Source organism: Atopobium sp. ICM42b, from assembly GCA_000564995.1.
Taxonomy (GTDB): Bacteria; Actinomycetota; Coriobacteriia; order Coriobacteriales; family Atopobiaceae; genus Lancefieldella.
In genome coordinates this window covers 1-16,203 of record JDFH01000019.1, presented here as the reverse complement: position 1 = coordinate 16,203, position 16,203 = coordinate 1, and the positions used below count along the sequence as shown (strand labels likewise).

At 49.2% G+C, this 16,203-nt stretch carries 13 protein-coding genes and 1 other RNA gene; all 14 read right to left on the bottom strand.

Features of this window, described 5'->3' with window-relative positions; all coding sequences use genetic code 11:
• Positions 1–483 precede the first annotated feature (483 nt).
• Positions 484–2,172 carry a flavodoxin family protein gene (locus tag HMPREF1493_RS05300; protein ID WP_035428415.1) on the bottom strand — a complete coding sequence of 563 codons (1,689 nt, stop codon included), beginning with the start codon at positions 2,170–2,172 and terminating at the stop codon, positions 484–486.
• Positions 2,153–2,719, bottom strand: coding sequence for a PadR family transcriptional regulator (locus HMPREF1493_RS05295; protein ID WP_232215519.1), 567 nt, complete (start codon positions 2,717–2,719; stop codon positions 2,153–2,155). Before HMPREF1493_RS05295 ends, HMPREF1493_RS05300 begins: the two co-directional genes overlap by 20 nt.
• A gap of 170 nt (positions 2,720–2,889) precedes the next feature.
• Positions 2,890–3,756 (bottom strand): MBL fold metallo-hydrolase, encoded by an 867-nt coding sequence (locus tag HMPREF1493_RS05290; protein WP_035428412.1) that lies wholly within the window; start codon positions 3,754–3,756, stop codon positions 2,890–2,892.
• Positions 3,757–4,096: 340 nt separating this feature from the next.
• Positions 4,097–4,464: a transfer-messenger RNA gene (gene ssrA, locus HMPREF1493_RS06965) on the bottom strand.
• Between the two features lie 166 nt (positions 4,465–4,630).
• On the bottom strand, positions 4,631–5,323 hold the full coding sequence (locus tag HMPREF1493_RS05285) for a YoaK family protein (protein WP_035428411.1): 693 nt from the start codon (positions 5,321–5,323) through the stop codon (positions 4,631–4,633).
• 172 nt (positions 5,324–5,495) lie between these two features.
• Entirely contained in the window at positions 5,496–5,633 is a 138-nt protein-coding gene (locus HMPREF1493_RS05280; protein WP_012809351.1) for a rubredoxin-like domain-containing protein, read from the bottom strand.
• Between the two features lie 256 nt (positions 5,634–5,889).
• Complete coding sequence (gene smpB, locus HMPREF1493_RS05275) at positions 5,890–6,372, bottom strand: SsrA-binding protein SmpB (RefSeq protein WP_035428410.1); 483 nt, start codon at positions 6,370–6,372, stop codon at positions 5,890–5,892.
• 2 nt (positions 6,373–6,374) lie between these two features.
• Positions 6,375–7,310, bottom strand: a complete 936-nt coding sequence (locus HMPREF1493_RS05270; RefSeq protein ID WP_035428409.1) for a tetratricopeptide repeat protein — start codon at positions 7,308–7,310, stop codon at positions 6,375–6,377.
• An 81-nt stretch (positions 7,311–7,391) separates the two neighbouring features.
• A complete protein-coding gene (gene rnr / locus HMPREF1493_RS05265) occupies positions 7,392–9,404 on the bottom strand; it encodes a ribonuclease R (RefSeq protein ID WP_035428408.1) in 2,013 nt (670 codons plus the stop codon).
• 251 nt (positions 9,405–9,655) lie between these two features.
• Entirely contained in the window at positions 9,656–10,903 is a 1,248-nt protein-coding gene (locus HMPREF1493_RS05260) for a metal-dependent hydrolase family protein (RefSeq protein ID WP_035428407.1), read from the bottom strand.
• Positions 10,904–11,039: 136 nt separating this feature from the next.
• Complete coding sequence (locus HMPREF1493_RS05255; RefSeq protein WP_035428406.1) at positions 11,040–12,482, bottom strand: APC family permease; 1,443 nt, start codon at positions 12,480–12,482, stop codon at positions 11,040–11,042.
• Positions 12,483–12,706: 224 nt separating this feature from the next.
• Positions 12,707–13,555, bottom strand: coding sequence for a LysR family transcriptional regulator (locus tag HMPREF1493_RS05250; RefSeq protein ID WP_035428405.1), 849 nt, complete (start codon positions 13,553–13,555; stop codon positions 12,707–12,709).
• A 197-nt stretch (positions 13,556–13,752) separates the two neighbouring features.
• Entirely contained in the window at positions 13,753–14,688 is a 936-nt protein-coding gene (gene ftsX / locus HMPREF1493_RS05245) for a permease-like cell division protein FtsX (protein ID WP_035428404.1), read from the bottom strand.
• On the bottom strand, positions 14,666–15,694 hold the full coding sequence (gene ftsE / locus HMPREF1493_RS05240; protein ID WP_035428403.1) for a cell division ATP-binding protein FtsE: 1,029 nt from the start codon (positions 15,692–15,694) through the stop codon (positions 14,666–14,668). Before ftsE ends, ftsX begins: the two co-directional genes overlap by 23 nt.
• Between the last annotated feature and the right edge of the window lie 509 nt (positions 15,695–16,203).

Here is a 16,203-nt window from a genome sequence, read left to right as displayed (position 1 = left end):
TGGATGAACTGACCCCCATTTCTTGGACACGAGAAATGGGAGTCAGTTCAAAACACACTTAAGTCAGATAATCTGTTAAAAAGACGTATACATGACGCTGAAGTGTGTAAAATGCCCGCATCTGAGCAGATTATCTGACTTAGGTGTGTTCCGTAGATACTAAATTTATCGATAGTTAAATTTCTTATATGAGTCTATTCATTTTCTAGCATATTAGGTTAAGTTTATGCATAGAGATGCATATCGGGTAGTGCGACCGCATAGCTGTCTGGCTATCTTGATTGGGAACATGTCGATTCTTCAGCAGAACACAAGAAAGCTGCGCTATTTTGTGCGCCAGGCCTAAAAGCCGACGCTAACACGCTGCAGAATCATAATCCCCCGCATGTGAACTGCTTCCCATTTCTTATGTCCAAGAAATGGGAGACTGTTCAGTACTGGCTCTCTTTTGGCGTGTAGGTGTTTTGTAGTGGATTGAGCTGCTTACTTTCCACTTGCCATCTTAGCTGGATACCACTTTTGGAACCACGCCGTAAACAGACCCATTCCAATAGGAACCAGGTTATTCACAATAACCAAAATACCGCCCACACCATTTTGAACCGCAAACCAGCTCCAAATGGCCGTTAACACGTACATAGCACCCCAGCATGCAGCTAAAATATAATTTGTCTTCATGAACAGCGGATTGTTATAGGCACTATCTCCGCCGTAGCTGTACTTAACATATGCAGCGCAGAGAGGCTCCTTAGTAAGGCATGATGCAAGCCACATAAGACCAAAAGCCAGGTAACCCAAATTGACAATAAGGTTACTATCGCCATTTCCGCTCATAAAAACGCCTGCAGACAATGCTCCAACCAGGGCAAATGAGATTCTGTCCCAGATGGTAAACTTGAAGTTCCTCATAATAAGCGGCATTAAAGCAGTAACAAGCAGCACAATCATGGCGCCAACCTGAGAATCAAACGATGTTGCAGTCCAGAAGGTAATCCAAGGGAGCAGCATTGTAATCATCTGCGGATTTTTCTGTGCGTTGCCGGCTTCTTTAGCCGACGCGTCCTGCGCAGCTTCAGTTGAACTACCAGGCGTAGGACCAAAGTACTTGTCCCAATCAATCATGAAGGAGAAATCGCCCTCAACGGTATACAGGTGCTTACCCAGCGCCTCTGGTCCGCTTATCTCGCCCCTAGAAATAGACTGCCAGACCTTAAACGGAGTGTTGAGCTTTGTCGTGGTAGTGAGGCTACCGTCAGTAAAGACCCTGCTGCCGTCCTTGCCCAGCAAAATCTGATAGCTACGACCAAGGTCAGTGTAGTTCATCTCAAGCACGCGATCTTTTCCGTCGTAAGCCGTTTTGTCGTACAAAGCCGCCATCTGGGAGGTGAAGATATGGTCAAACGGCACCTGCTCAACGGGTTTCTCGCCAGCGTTTTTGCTGCCCTGAGCGCTTGTATCGCGAGAAATTCCCCAGCTTGCATCCGCCATCTGCTCAAACATCTCTTTTGGATACAGCAACACCTTAAGCTCAGCTTTTGTCTGCTCAGAGATGCCGCCCTTGGCATACTCAGTACCAGCCTTTTTGACAAGCTCGAGGTACTGGTTGGTGCGTGTGGAAAGCTCTTTTACGCGGAAGAGCTCGCCCTGACCGCAGAAAATGCTCTCGTAGTTGCCTTGGCCAAGAATGTGGTCAAACATCTTGGTAACGCTATCGTAGTTTCCCTCTGAAGAATAGAATCCACAGGTAGAGATGAGAACGTGCTTCTTACCGGACATGTCGTAGCGGGACTCGTGCGCGCCACTTCCATATCCCCTGTTTACGTCGCTCATAAAGGGCAGACTCATGGGGAGCTGGCGATCAATCAGGTTCTTCAGCAGTCCAGGCACGTTAAAGTAGTAGAGCGGAAAACTCCAAATAACCAGGTCAGCCCAGAGCTGCTTTTGGATGACGGTTTCTTCATCGTCCGACATAATGCACTGACCTGGAGTGTTCTTCCAGCAGTGGAAACATCCTTTGCAAGGCTTGATGTCCATAGTGGCAACGTTGAGCTGCTCAACAGTCACGTCTTCATGGGCGTGCTGCTCAGAGATGCCCTCAACGAAACTCTTAGCAAGCCGCAAAGAGTTGCTGGCCTTGCCCTTGGGGCTGCCGTTAATGAGCAGAATGTTCATGGTGCGCCTCCAACTCCTTCATGCACTTCTCGCTCCATGCCCTAAGCATTTCCTCGTGCATCTTGCCGTACTCGATAGTAAATTGCCAGAACAACGCCTTCTCTGGGTCACCCATTTGTGCTGCGTAAGCGGCTACCGCGCCAGCTGCCAGCTCACTTCCACCAGGAAACGACGAGGCGTTATCTGCGATTCGTTTAAAGAACGCAAGGTTTTCCTCGTAGGGGCACTCGCCCCTAAAGAACGTCTGCATCAAAAGTGGAATGCGCAGCACCGAGGACTGAGAGTCTTCCCTCAGCCACCTCTGCAACTCTTCTTTACCGTCTTCAGTTATCGAGAAAACCTTCTTGTCTGGCTTTCCTTTCTGAGTAACCAGCGTTGCGGTGACCCAGCCATCTTTTTCTAGCGCCTGTAGTTCTCTATAGATCTGGCTTGTCTGAGCAGTCCAGAAGTAATTAAGTGACTGTTGAAAGATGGTTTTAATCTCGTAGCCGGACATATCTCCATAATTCAAGAGACCAAGAATTCCCTGCTTGAGCAAATCTCTCATCTCCTTATATTCCACTTGTTGAATATCTTACTAAGATAGTAATTCCACTTGTGGAATATGTCAACGAGAAATTCTAAAAACTTTAGCTTCTTTCTGATTGCAAAAAAGACTCTGCCATTTCTGACAGAGTCCTGACATGCGATTATCGTATGTTTTTCAGTGTCCCAGCATTACCTATTACAGGGCAGAAGCGGCGTGCTAACTGCACTTTCACGAGTATCGTCGCGCTCATCATATGCGTCGTAAGGAGCCTTAGGGTCATGAACCTTGACCGGCTTGTTGACGTTGCAAACTTCATCAGTATGGGCGAAGGCAAAGTTGATGTCATCTGCCCAGCCTGTATGGCCGGTGATAATCTTGGGGTTAAGTCCGCGCTGGCGCAGGATTCCTTCTAGTTTTGCAAGCGATTCAACAGCCAGTTTATTGTCTTCTGCAAGCTTGTTGATAAAGCTATAACCACCGTCTGCTCCCAGCCAGATGGTATCGGCAGTAAATAAATACTCGTCATCAATCAGGTACACCACGTGGCCCCAGGTATGACCGGGGACAAGAATTGTTTCGATTTTTATGCCATCAATATCAAGCACTTCCCCGTCGTGCAGAAGCGTCTTTTTATTTGGAATGTTTACCTTTGGTAGCTTGAACCAGCCATTCATTACACGGCGACGAACTTCTCCTGTTAAATACCTATTTTCAACATCGCCAATATAAACCTGTGCGTGACTGAAAAGCTGGTCACTGTCCGACTCAATTGCGCCAATATGATCGGTATCTAGGTGAGTGATTAGAATATGCTGAATATCCTTAGGGTCAATTCCCAGCCAGTCCATCTTTTCTTGCAGGCGATCATAGCTGTACCCTGCGTCAATCATGATGGTAGTACTGCCTTTAGTGTAGAAGAAAATATTGGCCACATACTCACGTATGCACCTCACGCGCTCATTAATGGCACCTGTGTTAAGGGGTTTAAATATTTCTTTGCCGCGATACACCCATGACATCAGCACTTTTTGAAACTTTGAAGCGCTCTTTGACATTGCTTCGCCTCGATCCTATTTTTATCCCCGGCGTCATTTGATTTGAAAAGCAATCCACTAGCTCGGCAAACTATACGTGCAGAAAATGGTGTCTGAACTTGCCTTTTGATGTTTGTTAGATTTTGCTAACTAAATGTTACTCCTCAACCGTCTGTAACCTTTAGCTTTTCGATGAGCGAGTAAATAACAGACGCCAGCGCAAAAATAAATCCTGAACAGCAAAAACCGCACTCCAAATACATCGGAGTGCGGCTCTTTTGCAGACGTGCAACACAATATTGCGTTTAAAAAAGTACTCATGAATCGCAGGGTTTCTCGCCATTCATGAGTAACGAATGTATGGTGGAGGTGCGGAGAATCGAACTCCGGTCCAAAGCAAATCCTAGGCAGGTGTCTCCAAGCTCAGTTACTAATTAAATCTCAAGTACCGCACACTTAGTAACAGGCGTTTGGTACTCCAGTTGGATCAATCTTTTTGTAAGGCATACCAACTACGTCCTTACAAGCATCTCCCTAAAATGACGTCACCCTGAGAACAGGAGAAAATCCCAGTTAGACGCGCTGAACTAAATTAAGCAGCGAGAGCCATACGAGGCTCAAAAGTAAGAGTGTTGTCAATTCAATTTGACGTTACCCCTGTTTTACGTGGCGAGGAGACCACGGCTTGCTGCCCACCGCAAACTCACCTTGTCGAATCCAGTCACCCCCAAAAATGAGAGAAACTGCCACCATGCAGTTTTCAATGTTCCTGAATTGCGTGCGCGAGTGTCGCCGCCTGCAATTCAAAGTGTAGAGAGTATACCCCATGAACTGCCATTCTTTCAAAAAAGATATGACTATTTTGGGAACGGCTTTCTTTGCGGGTTTTTGCGACTTACTTTGCGGACTTACCGTGAGCTTCTAGAACTTGTTTCTCGCGATCAATAAACATGACCAGAATAACCACTAGAAGCGCCGCAGGTGAGAGCCAAATCATATGAGTGCCCATCAGCGGAATAAGCAAGTTACCCACTACCGCACCAGCTACAAAGCAGAAAATAGTTCCAAAATAGAGCAGCGAGGTCTCAATATGAACAGGCTCGTGCGTATGCATATATGCGGCTATTTCTTGCGTTCCGCCGCGAAGATTACCAATGCACATGGTTGTGGCAAACGCGTGTCCGTGGAGCTTTCTAAACGCCTGAACTTGAATGCCGCATGCAAGAGATGTCAGACTGTTTGCCAGCAGATTCATATCTGTTGGAAGCAGAGAAACAACGCTCAGGAGCACAATCTCTACGATAACCGCAAGCTGCCTCCAGTGCAGATGTTCTTCTCGCGCAATAGCTCGAATGGCATACGAAACCGCAATACCTAGAGCAAATGCCAAAACTGGCAGAGCGTATTTGAGGCACTTTTCAAACGATCCGCTGGTCAGATTCACGCCCAAAAGCAGCAAATTTCCGGTCTGAGCGTTGGCAAAAACGCCGCCGCGTACCAGGTAGGAATAGGCGTCCATAACTCCGCCCGAGAAGGCCAAAAACGCAGCAACTTCCACCGAATCTGACATTTGTAGTGCGTGCTTCAAGACTACTCCAACCAAAATGCGCACATCAGCGACACATATCACACAGACGTATACGAAAAGCGATGCAGGTTAAATCCTACATCGCTTTTACGATTTTGTTTGGGTGATCATCAAAGAGGTTACCAACGTGCAATCTTGCACGGAAAACCTGTCTGACTAATTTGTGGGGAGTTTACTCCTCGACAAGCTCGAACATCTCAGGACCAACGCCACAAACTGGGCAAACATAGTCCTCAGGAAGCTCTGGAGTGTCAACCTCAACCTCGTAGCCACAAACGGTGCAAACAAACTTGTAAGTCTTCTCTGCCATTTTTATTCCTCTCTCCAAGCGCTGACGCGCTTTTCCTTCTATTCGCGCAGTTAACGCGGACGGCAACTAACCGTGGCCCTTATCCGCGGTTAAGTGCTCATGCAGATAGTAACAAATCTTGAGTGATTCTAAAGCATTATTCCGAAAATAGGAATGATTCTCATAAAATTCGCACGATTTTTTTGGCGAGAAAATCGACGCGCTCCGAGCGCCAGCCGCTTGCGACGGTACGCTCGCGTGCGGTGATGACGCACTCCTAGCGGCTACGCTCCTTGAGAGCTCGCTGAATCTCGCGGTCAGAATCGCGCTTGGCTGCAGACGCACGCTTGTCGTAGAGCTTTTTACCCTGCGAAAGCGCAATCAACAGCTTGACGCGGTTATGCTCGTCAAAGTAGATCTCTAGCGGAACCAGCGCCAAACCTTTCTGGCGAAGTTTTCCGTCAAGATAGTCAATCTGCCTACGGTGAAGCAGCAGCTTGCGCTTTCTATCTGGATCAACGTTCCACACGCCGCCATTTGTGTATGGGTGCAGGTGCATGCCGTGAATCCATGCCTCACCATCACGAATGAGGCAGAACGTATCGGTTAGCTGGCAGCCACGCTCACGCAGGCTTTTGACCTCGGTGCCAGTAAGTACCAGGCCACACTCAAAGGTCTCACCAATCTCATACTCATGGCGAGCAGAGCGATTGCGAGCAATCGACTTCTTACCCTGCTGTTTTCCCTGGGTCTCGGCCATGCTTACTTGCCTTCCCCGTCTGAAGTTTCTGCTGCATCGGTTTTCTCGCCAGATGCGCCGCTGGATGCACCGCCAGATACAGGATTGCCGCCTGCGGTGAAGCCCTCGGAGATTGCGGCGTCGCGAACAAGCTGCAGAAGCGCAAGAGCTGCCTGCTCGCCCACAAGGTCGCGAGCACGAATAGTCATCTCGGTTGCGGTGGCTCTGTCACCCATAGCGGCGCAATCCTGCGCGCACATCAGCAGGCAAACCGCAATCTCGGCGTTAGCGCCTGTTGGCAGGCCCTCTGCCTCAAGTAGGTCGTTTGCCTCCTCGTCGGTAAGGCCATCAGGGTCCTTAGGAGTGCCCGCAGCCTGATCAAGCGCAGCCTCAAGAGTGCTGTCTTTGACCTCAAAGCGACGAGCAGCCCTCAAGCATGCCGCAGCCTGCTCAAGCCTACCTTGAGCCTCAAACCATGCCGCAAAGTTCAAAAACGCCCTGGTCAGATGCCTAGCCTCGCTTGCGCGCTCAAAGACGCCAAATGTCAGGGCAATATGCTCACGAATATCTCCTGCAATCTTAAACAGGTCAGCCAAATCAAGCCTAAATCCGCAGTTCATGGGGTTCCAACGAATAGCAGTCTTCAGCGCATTCATGGCGTTTTCGTAATCGCCGGTGCGTACGTAAGCCATTGCAAGGTCACCGTACAGGCGATCAAACGGCTCATGAACGTCTTCAAGCTTGCGAGGGTCGTTCTCCACGCGCCTATACGCTAAACGGTCAAACAGCGTGGGGAACGCAAAATACTGCAGCTCATCTGTGGTTTGACAATTGCAGTCCACATATTCCTCAGCGTCTTCAGCCAAACGAAGCAGCAGCTCAAGAGCCTCTTCGTTCTGGTCCTGCATCATCATGCCTTCAGCGCGCATCAGCTCATCTGAAAGTGCCGAAAGTGCCATCTTACTCACCTATCATTCAATATCAATCATGCAATCATCTGTGCGGGCGCATTATAAACCTACACGTAATCTACCTGCTTATTATTCCACAAGTGCCAAATCAATCTGACCACGAGCCACATTTACGCCAGAAATCTTCACGCGCACACGTCCACCAATACGATACGTTTTGCCTGTTGATTCCCCTATCAGCGCCAACGTCTCCTGATCATACACGTACCATTCGTGACCCAAATCCCTCACGGCGAGAAGCCCGTCGGCGTAGGTATCGTCCAGCGTAATGAACAGGCCAAAGCGCTCGCAACCGTCAATGGTTCCCCACATTTCTTCTCCCAGACGACTCTGGTAGTACTCGGCCAGCTTGATCTTTTGTGTCGCACGAGCCGCTGCGTCTGCCTTGCGCTCCTGCTCAGAGCAGGTACTGCAGATATCTGGAAGCGCGCTGAGCTCTGCGCGAGATGCCGTCTGACCACGAAGCAAACGCTTGAGTGTGCGATGAACTATCACGTCTGGATAGCGCCTGATTGGCGAGGTAAAGTGGCAGTACGCATCCGCTCCCAAGGCAAAGTGCCCCTGATTAGTTGGCAAATAAATTGCTCGTTTTTGGGCCCTGAGCAGCTGCGCATTTACCACGCGAGCATAACGTGTGCCATGCACTGACTCCAGCGCTTCTTGCAGCGCGGTCTGGTCGCCAATGGCAATACGAGACGCAACGTCTGGCTCAAGTGCCCCCATAGCCACAAGCGGAGTAACCGCAAGCTTGAGTGACTCTGGCGAAGGCTGCTCATGCACTCGATATGCTGACTCAAGGTCGTGCTGGCTGAGCATATGCGCAACGCTCTCATTAGCCGCGAGCATTGCTTCCTCGATAAGCCCCGTTGCCTGAGTGCGCTCTCGCACCGAGACGCCAACTGGCTTGTTATTCTCGTCAAGTACTACGCGTGTTTCCACGCTCTCAAAATCTACTGAGCCGCGTTTCTCGCGAATTTCTTCTCTTAGTGCTCGGATTTGATTGAGCACACCAATCATTTCTTTGATTGCGCTGGCATCGTCTTTAGGCGCGGTGGAGTCAAGTGCCGCGGCGTCTCCTTGAAGATAGCTATCTACCTGGTCGTAACTGAGTCTTGCTCGTGAGCGAATAACGGAATTCATAGCCGTTGCGCCAAGAATCTTGCCCGAGCTGCTCAGCTTCATCTTTACCGACATAGCCAGCCTATCTTCAGCTGGTCGCAGAGAACACACGTCATTGCAGAGCTTTTCTGGCAACATGGGCAACACGCGGTCCACTAAATATGCCGAGCAGGTGCGCATGCGAGCTTCCAGGTCAATGGGAGAATCCCATTTTACGTAGTGGGCCACATCTGCAATATGAACCCAGAGCTCAAAGCTGCCATCTTCAAGCTTCCGCGCGCCAACGGCGTCATCAAAATCTTTAGCATCTGCGGGGTCTACGGTGATGCACAGCTCTTCTCGCAAATCGTGTCTTGAAGCGTCTTCTGCAAGGGCTTTATCTGCGTCAACGGAGATTTTCTCGGCTTGTCTCAGTGCCTTGATAGGAAATTCTGTTGCCAAACCATACGAAGCAATAGTTGCCTCGACGTTCATGTCCAGATCTTCGGCTGATCCCACGCGGCGCTCGATAGTAACCACAGCAGCACTTTTGCGCGTTGGATACTCTGTAATGCGCGCAACTACTACGTCACCCTCAAAAACGTAATGACGTCCTACAGAAGGGTCTTCTGGAAGCACAAAGAAATCTCGCTGGATGCGACTATCCAGCGGCACCACAGCGCCAAGTGGACCGGCGTCGTGGTAGATGCCCAAAAACGTCTGAGTAGCTCGCGTAAGCACAAAACGCACGTTTGCCAGAGGAGTCTTTCCCTTGGCCGAGACAAGCGAAACCTGGACCTCGTCTCCATGCATTGCCTCATGAATCCCGTGCTTGGCCAGCGCATACGTACCCTCAGGGGTGCTTACGGTAGCAACTCCTGGACGAGAAAGGCTCAGCGTGCCTGTAAGCAGCGCCGATGGTCGCTTTGAGACTTTTGTACGCCCCTGACGACGGTTTCCTTTATGTATGCGTTTTCTAGCCAAAAATCCTCCTGTAGGTAGAAGCCAGCGCCTTTTGCGCTGACCCAATGAATCTTCTGATATGTACCCTAAAGTGCCTTGTGATAGACGATGTGCAGATAAGGCGAGAAGTTCCAGGGATCTCGACGGGTTTCTCGACAAACATCTCGACGGATAGACGTCGGAGCCCTCAACGGGTTTCTCGCCATCCTGCACACAAAAAGAGCCCCTATGCAGAGACTGCATAGGGGCTCCAGAAGGGATTGGTTTACCTCTTAGAAGGTGCCGCGAATAACCTCGCTGCCTTCCTTCATGATAACTTCCATGTTATCTGGGGTAAGGTCGCGGATGTTAGCAGCAACGTCGCCCTTGACAACCAGGAGGTCAGCAAGCTTGCCAGCCTCGAGGGAGCCAAACTCATCCTCGTGGTGAACCATCTTAGCGCCGTTAAGGGTAGCAGCCTTGATGGTCTCAAGAATGGTGACGCCAGCCTTCTCAACGAAGTCATACATCTCATCGATGGTGACATAGCCGTAAGGAGTTACGAAGCTGAAGGAGTCGGAGCCGATGGTGAGAGTGACGCCGCGCTCGTTAGCAGCACGGAGGTTCTCGTATGTACGGTTGAGGCCCTTCTCAACGACGGTGTCGCCTGGGAATGCGTCAAGCTCTGGAGTCCACTCTGGTGGATAAGTTCCGTACCAAGTTGGCAGGAAGCCGATGGTAGGAGTGAAGAAGGTACCCTGCTCGCACATAAGATCCATGGTCTTTGCATCAAGCTCGAAGCCGTGAATCATCTGCTCGCAGCCGCAACGGACGGAGTCATAAGCTGCGGAGAAGCTGTTGTAAGAGTGTGACCAAACAGGAATGCCAACCATTGCTGCCTCGTCGCAAACTGCCTTGATCTCCTCGTAGCAGTAGTGCTGATCGCGACCGGAGTCCCAGTGCCAAATACCGCCACCGGTAGCCCAAATCTTGATTGCGTCTGGGTTCTCACGAAGACGACGACGAACTGCCTTACGAAGATCCCAAGGACCGTCTACCTGGTCGCCCCAAGGGTGACCATTCTTGGAAATCTCCTGTGGGAGCTGGTGGCAGTCACCGTGACCAGCAACGCGGCAGAAGCCAAGGCCGGTAGCGTAGATACGTGGGCCTTCCATGATACCCATGTTGACGAGGTCACGAATTGCGATACCATTGCGGCCAATCTCGCAGACGGTGGTAAGACCATGGGAGAGAGCGTCCCAGGACTGCTTGACTGCGCATGCCTGCTTCTGAGCAACGGACTCGATAACCCAGTCGTTATCGTTGTCGGTTAGGTTGCCGGAGAAGTGCAGGTGGGTATCGATAAGACCTGGCATAATGGTGCGGCCCTGGATGTCACGGACCTCATAGCCCTCTGGAACCTCAGTGCGAGGACCAGCATAAGCGATCTTCTTGTCGTCTACGAGGACAAGAGAATCCTCAACAGGAGCGGCGCCAGTGCCGTCAACGAGCTTTCCGCCTACAAAAGCAATCTTACTCATTTCTTTCCCCCTCTAGTAAATGATACATACTATCTTTTTGCGCCCACCCTTTTTGGGCGCAAAAAATCCAAACTAAAGAAACAAATAACGTGCTTAGTTCAACGTACCGATGAAACCTTTAGAGCTTGCAAGCAACTTATGCTGCTGCCTTCTCAGACTGACGACCAAAGATCATGAAGATGGCCATACCAATAACAATCCAAGAAATGGTGATGATCCACTCAACTGGCTTCAGTGCTGCAGGACTGAAAGGAACAACCATCAGACCGATGATGATGCTGCCAGCAAGAATTGCAGCAAGGATACCTGCGATACCACCGTTGACCTTGTAAGGACGAGGCAGGTCTGGCTCGGTCTGACGCAGGCGCAGGCAGGCAACGCCAGCCATGGTGCATGCGAAGATGAAGCCAAGAGAAGCAACGTTGGTCAGAGGAACAAGCATGTTGCGGCCGAGGAATGGACCAACAAGGGTCAGGCCAGCCATGAACATGTTTGCAGTCAGAGGTGCGCCAGACTTAGGGTCAATCTTTGCGAATGCCTCTGGGAGCATCTTCTTACGACCAAGAGCGAGCATCAAACGAGTTGAAGCACCAAAGAAGGAGTTCATTGGGCCCAGAGGTCCAAGCGTTGCAATGATGAGCATTGCAATGTAGAAGAACAGGTTGATGCGCTCGAGAACTGCAAGTGCAGGAACAGAAGACTTAACAAACTCGTGCCAGTCAATCATGGTTCCGAATGCATAGATGCAGATGAGATAGAAGATACCAGATGCCATAAGTGCAAGTGCAGGAATGATGCCAAACTTCTTCCAATCAAGGTCAGCAGAAGCCTCTTCTGCCTGCTGTGGAATGGTGTCAAAGCCAGCGTAGAAGAATGGAGTCATAACAAGTACTGCAATGATGCCACCAAAGAAGCTGGTAGCCTTTGTGCCCTCTCCACCTGCAACCTCAGTTGCCTGGGAGAAGAGTGGGAGGCCGTTGCTTGGAGAACCAGTTGCAAAGGAGATAACCATTGCAAGGATCATACCAGTCAGCAGAGCCTTAGTCAGGAAGCTCGAAAGCTTAGCTGCTGCGCCAGCGCCCTTAAAGTTAAGGAAGATGACCAGAATGGCAAAGCAAAGAGCGATGACTGTTGGCCACAGGTAAACATCTGCACCAAGGATGGTGTAGAGCTTAACGGAGCGCAGCCAAGAAAGAATTGGGAATGCACCAAAGCGGTCGGTGAGAAGCGTGGAAATAGCAATTGCCTCCCAAGGGCACAGTGGAGCGTTACCCAGAAGGAGCATCCAGCCGGTAAAGAAGCCCATTGGGCGGCCGAATGTCCTGTCGACGTACTCAATGATGCCACCAGAAATTGGAATAGCAGCAGTAAGCTCGCCAAAAACACATCCAATTGGTACAAGGAAAATTGCGCCAATTGCGAATGCAATCATCGCGGGGAATGGTCCTCCACCAAGAACCATCCAGTCGCCTACCAGGAGCACCCATCCGGTACCAATGATCGCACCAAATCCGATGGTAAAGAAGTTGAATAGACTCAACGACTTTTGCATCTCAGGTGCCTCGGCATTTTCTGCCATGTCCCACTCCTTCCCGTAATTACTCGGACGAAGAACTTGATGAGACTATGTTTGCACCTGAAGCCATTTGAAAAAAGAAGTAGCGCCCTCTGGGCGTCAGATAAACCCGTAAGCGTAAAGGCTACAACCGCGAGCGGTAGTTAAATCTTTTTACATCTTTACCAAAATCTAATAACAGTTATGCAATTTTCAAATAGTTAACGTACACAACTATGCATCAATCTTTAACTCAAATACTTTAAAAACTCTTCTGTAGTACGCGACATCTCGCCTTTTACACGATGTGTAATAAAGACATTACGATGTACGGGAGTCTCCAGATGATGTACGTCAATATCAAAATTTGTACCTTTTGTTGCCTCAAGTGGCAACAAACTTACACCAAGACCTGACTCTACCATGGACATAATGGTGAATGAATCCGATGACGCAAACGTCATGCGTGCGTTTTTGAGTTGCTTCTGAAGCAGAGGAGCCGTCTCAATATCAACAATAAAGGGCTCTTCAATAAGACGCTTAACAGGAATTGTCTCAAGGTCCTTCTCGTAATGTCCCTTTTGAGAAACAACAATAACCTCATCATGATCAAATAAAGTTGAAGTAAATCCCTGTTCAGTTGCGCGGGTCATAGTAAAACTAATATCCACTTTACCCTTGCTAATAAGACGCAGGGCTTCGCCGTAGGTGCATTCGATAACTTCAACTTTGATGTTTGGATGGTCAGTCATGTACTTCTTCAGATGGCCAGGCAGTGCTCGTGAAAGAAAGCTCGAAGGCGCCGCAATAACAAGGTTGCCCATCTCAATGGCACTGACGCGATTCACTTGATTGCTCAACTTGCTGTATGCCTGGCACACCTCTTCTGCAACAGGCAAAAGCGTCTTTCCCTCAGGAGTCAGACTTACATAGCCACCATGCCTGTTAAACAAGCGGACATCCCACTCTTTTTCTAGACTTGCCACCATGCGACTAATAGACGACTGAGTGCATCCCAGCTCTTCTGCCGCCACCGTAAAGCTACTGTGATATGCCGCGGAAGTAAAAGCCTGGAATTTGTGCAGGTTGGTCTCCATACTTGGCCCCTATTCAAGTACGTGGCCTAACAATTCACCCTTAAAAATATCATTCTACCTGCAAATTGGTAAATACCGTTTAACGCAAAAAGACCCCGTGAACGGTATTCACGAGGTCTTACCTTGCAATCTTTATGCAAAAAACTTTCTTAATTGATATTTCACTTTGACAATTGAAGTACCAGGTTGCTTAGTTGCTATGCCTTCAGATAGCGGCCCATAGCAATAGCAGAGCCAAAGAGTCCCAAAAGCAAACCTAAGAGCAACAGAAGGCCACTCATACCCAGCATGACCGTTGTTGGAATAGCAAAGGTCAAGAAGGTCATGCTTTCTGCCATAACCGGGAGAAGCATGTGGGCTCCAACAACCAAAACGACAATGGCGAGAAGAGCACCGATAAGAGCCTCAAGCACGCCTTCCATAAGGAATGGTCCGCGAATAAAGCCGTTAGATGCACCGACCAGACGCATGATGGCAATCTCACGACGGCGAGCGTTAATAGCAAGGCGAATGGTGTTGTTAATAAAGACAAAGGCAACAAACACCAGAAGTCCAACAAGGCCAATAGCGCCAATACGAATGTATGCTGTTACGCTAAACAGGCGCTCAACGGTCTCGCGACCATACTGAACATCACCAGACGGATTGCTCTTATTGTCTGCAATGGCTGCAAAAGATGATGAAGAGGCAATACGCTGGGCAACGTCTTGAACATCCTTAGGATCCTTGAGTTTGATCACAAGAGATGCAGGAATTGGATTCTGGCCATCAAGAGCAGAAACAGCATCAGAAGCATTGCGATAACTCATGGTTGTGCGGTACTCCTCAAGAGCCTGCTCTTTGCTCTTATAAGTTACAGACTCAACCGTATCCCAGCCTTGAACCTCTTGCTGGAAAGCAGTTACTGCGGCCTGATCTGCGTCATCCGAAAGAAATGCCTGGATTGTAACGCGGTTCTCGACACTTCCTACCATGTTCTCGATAAGAGCTGAGCCAAGAACAAACAGACCGATGATAAACAGGGACAAGAAGATGGTTACGATAGCGCCAAGAGCGGTAGACCAGTTCCTTCTAAAGTGGCTTCCGGCCTCACGCAGAGAATATCCAAAATTAGAGAGCCCCATAGTAGCCATAGCCTCCCTTCTCCTGGTCGCGGACAATGTGACCAGCCTCAAGCGCAATAACGCGCTTGCGCATAGAGTCAACCATCTCGCGATCGTGTGTTGCCATTACAACCGTAGTGCCCGCACGGTTAATGCGGTCAAGAAGCTTCATGATGCCCAGAGAAATTGCTGGGTCCAAGTTACCCGTAGGCTCGTCGCAGATAAGCAGTGGTGGGCGGTTAACCATTGCGCGAGCAACAGAAACACGCTGCTGCTCACCACCGGATAGCTGGTCTGGGTAAGCGCTCATCTTTTGACCAAGGCCTACCAGACGCAGAACCTCTGGAACCTGAATATCAATAACAGGACGAGGCTTGCCAATGCACTCAAGTGCGAAGGATACGTTCTCATAGACGGTCTTATCGGGCAGAAGCTTAAAGTCCTGGAAGACGGTGCCAATCTGGCGACGCAGATAAGGAACCTTGGAGTTACGCATACGTGTAAGGTCCTGACCAGCAACAATAACCTGTCCGTGAGTTGCCTTCTGCTCACGCGTGATAAGACGCAAGAGAGATGACTTACCGGAACCAGAGTGTCCAACAACAAAGACAAACTCACCTGGGTAGATATCAGCGCTGATGTTATCAAGTGCTGGACGGTTTGGCTGCGATGGATACACAAGCGAAGCGTTCTTGAAAGAAATGGTTGGAGTACCAGTACGCTCTACCTTAGGTGCATCTTGAGCTAGATCTGCAAAAAACTTTGCACGATCAAGAGGTGCCTGCTCAGGGTTGTTTTGCTGCTCAGCAGTTACCACGTGTACAGCTTCTGCTCCAGAAGCAAATGGATCAGATACAGTTGTTACAGGTTCAGCAGCCTGGGCCACTGGCACATCAGCAGAAAAGTCCTGAGTTTCAACTTGATCAGCTACAACGTCTTGCTGGTCAAGCTGGTTCAGATCATCCTGAGAAATTACCCCAAAACGGTCATCAAACGAGGACTCCTGTTGCTCATCAGTGCGAAAATGATTAGCCACAGTTGCTCCTTTTCTTACTCCGAAGAGACAGATACAGAATTTATTTTACCAAAAGTGCAGGTATGTTATACGTCACGCAGTTCATCCACAGAAAAACCGCCTCTTCTTTTTGAACTGCCTCCCATTTCTTGGACATAAGAAATGGGAGGCAGTTCATATGCAGGTGAATATGATTCTGCAGCGTGTTAGCGTCGGCTTTTAGGCCTGGCGCACAAAATAGCGCAGCTTTGGTAGGTTCTGCTGAAGAATCGACATATTCCCAATCAAGATAGCCAAGAAGCTAGGTCGTTGCACCGCTTGATATACATTTCTATGCATAAACTTAACCTAATATGCTAGAAAATGAATAGCGTCATATAAAAGATTTAACTATAGGTAAATTTCGTACCTAAGGAACACACCTAAGTCAGATATTCTGCTCAGATGCGAGCATATTACACTTCTAAGTCAGATATTCTGCATGTTTTAGCTATTTTCAGCGTAATGTATACGTCTTTTTGACAGATTAT

Coding starts and splice junctions, on each gene's coding strand:
- HMPREF1493_RS05295 (WP_232215519.1), bottom strand. CDS start 2,719: ATGAGAGATTTGCTCAAGCAGGGAATTCTTGGTCTCTTGAATTATGGA.
- ftsX (WP_035428404.1), bottom strand. CDS start 14,688: ATGGCTACTATGGGGCTCTCTAATTTTGGATATTCTCTGCGTGAGGCC.
- smpB (WP_035428410.1), bottom strand. CDS start 6,372: ATGGCCGAGACCCAGGGAAAACAGCAGGGTAAGAAGTCGATTGCTCGC.
- HMPREF1493_RS05300 (WP_035428415.1), bottom strand. CDS start 2,172: ATGAACATTCTGCTCATTAACGGCAGCCCCAAGGGCAAGGCCAGCAAC.
- HMPREF1493_RS05260 (WP_035428407.1), bottom strand. CDS start 10,903: ATGAGTAAGATTGCTTTTGTAGGCGGAAAGCTCGTTGACGGCACTGGC.
- HMPREF1493_RS05255 (WP_035428406.1), bottom strand. CDS start 12,482: ATGGCAGAAAATGCCGAGGCACCTGAGATGCAAAAGTCGTTGAGTCTA.
- HMPREF1493_RS05290 (WP_035428412.1), bottom strand. CDS start 3,756: ATGTCAAAGAGCGCTTCAAAGTTTCAAAAAGTGCTGATGTCATGGGTG.
- HMPREF1493_RS05270 (WP_035428409.1), bottom strand. CDS start 7,310: ATGGCACTTTCGGCACTTTCAGATGAGCTGATGCGCGCTGAAGGCATG.
- HMPREF1493_RS05280 (WP_012809351.1), bottom strand. CDS start 5,633: ATGGCAGAGAAGACTTACAAGTTTGTTTGCACCGTTTGTGGCTACGAG.
- HMPREF1493_RS05250 (WP_035428405.1), bottom strand. CDS start 13,555: ATGGAGACCAACCTGCACAAATTCCAGGCTTTTACTTCCGCGGCATAT.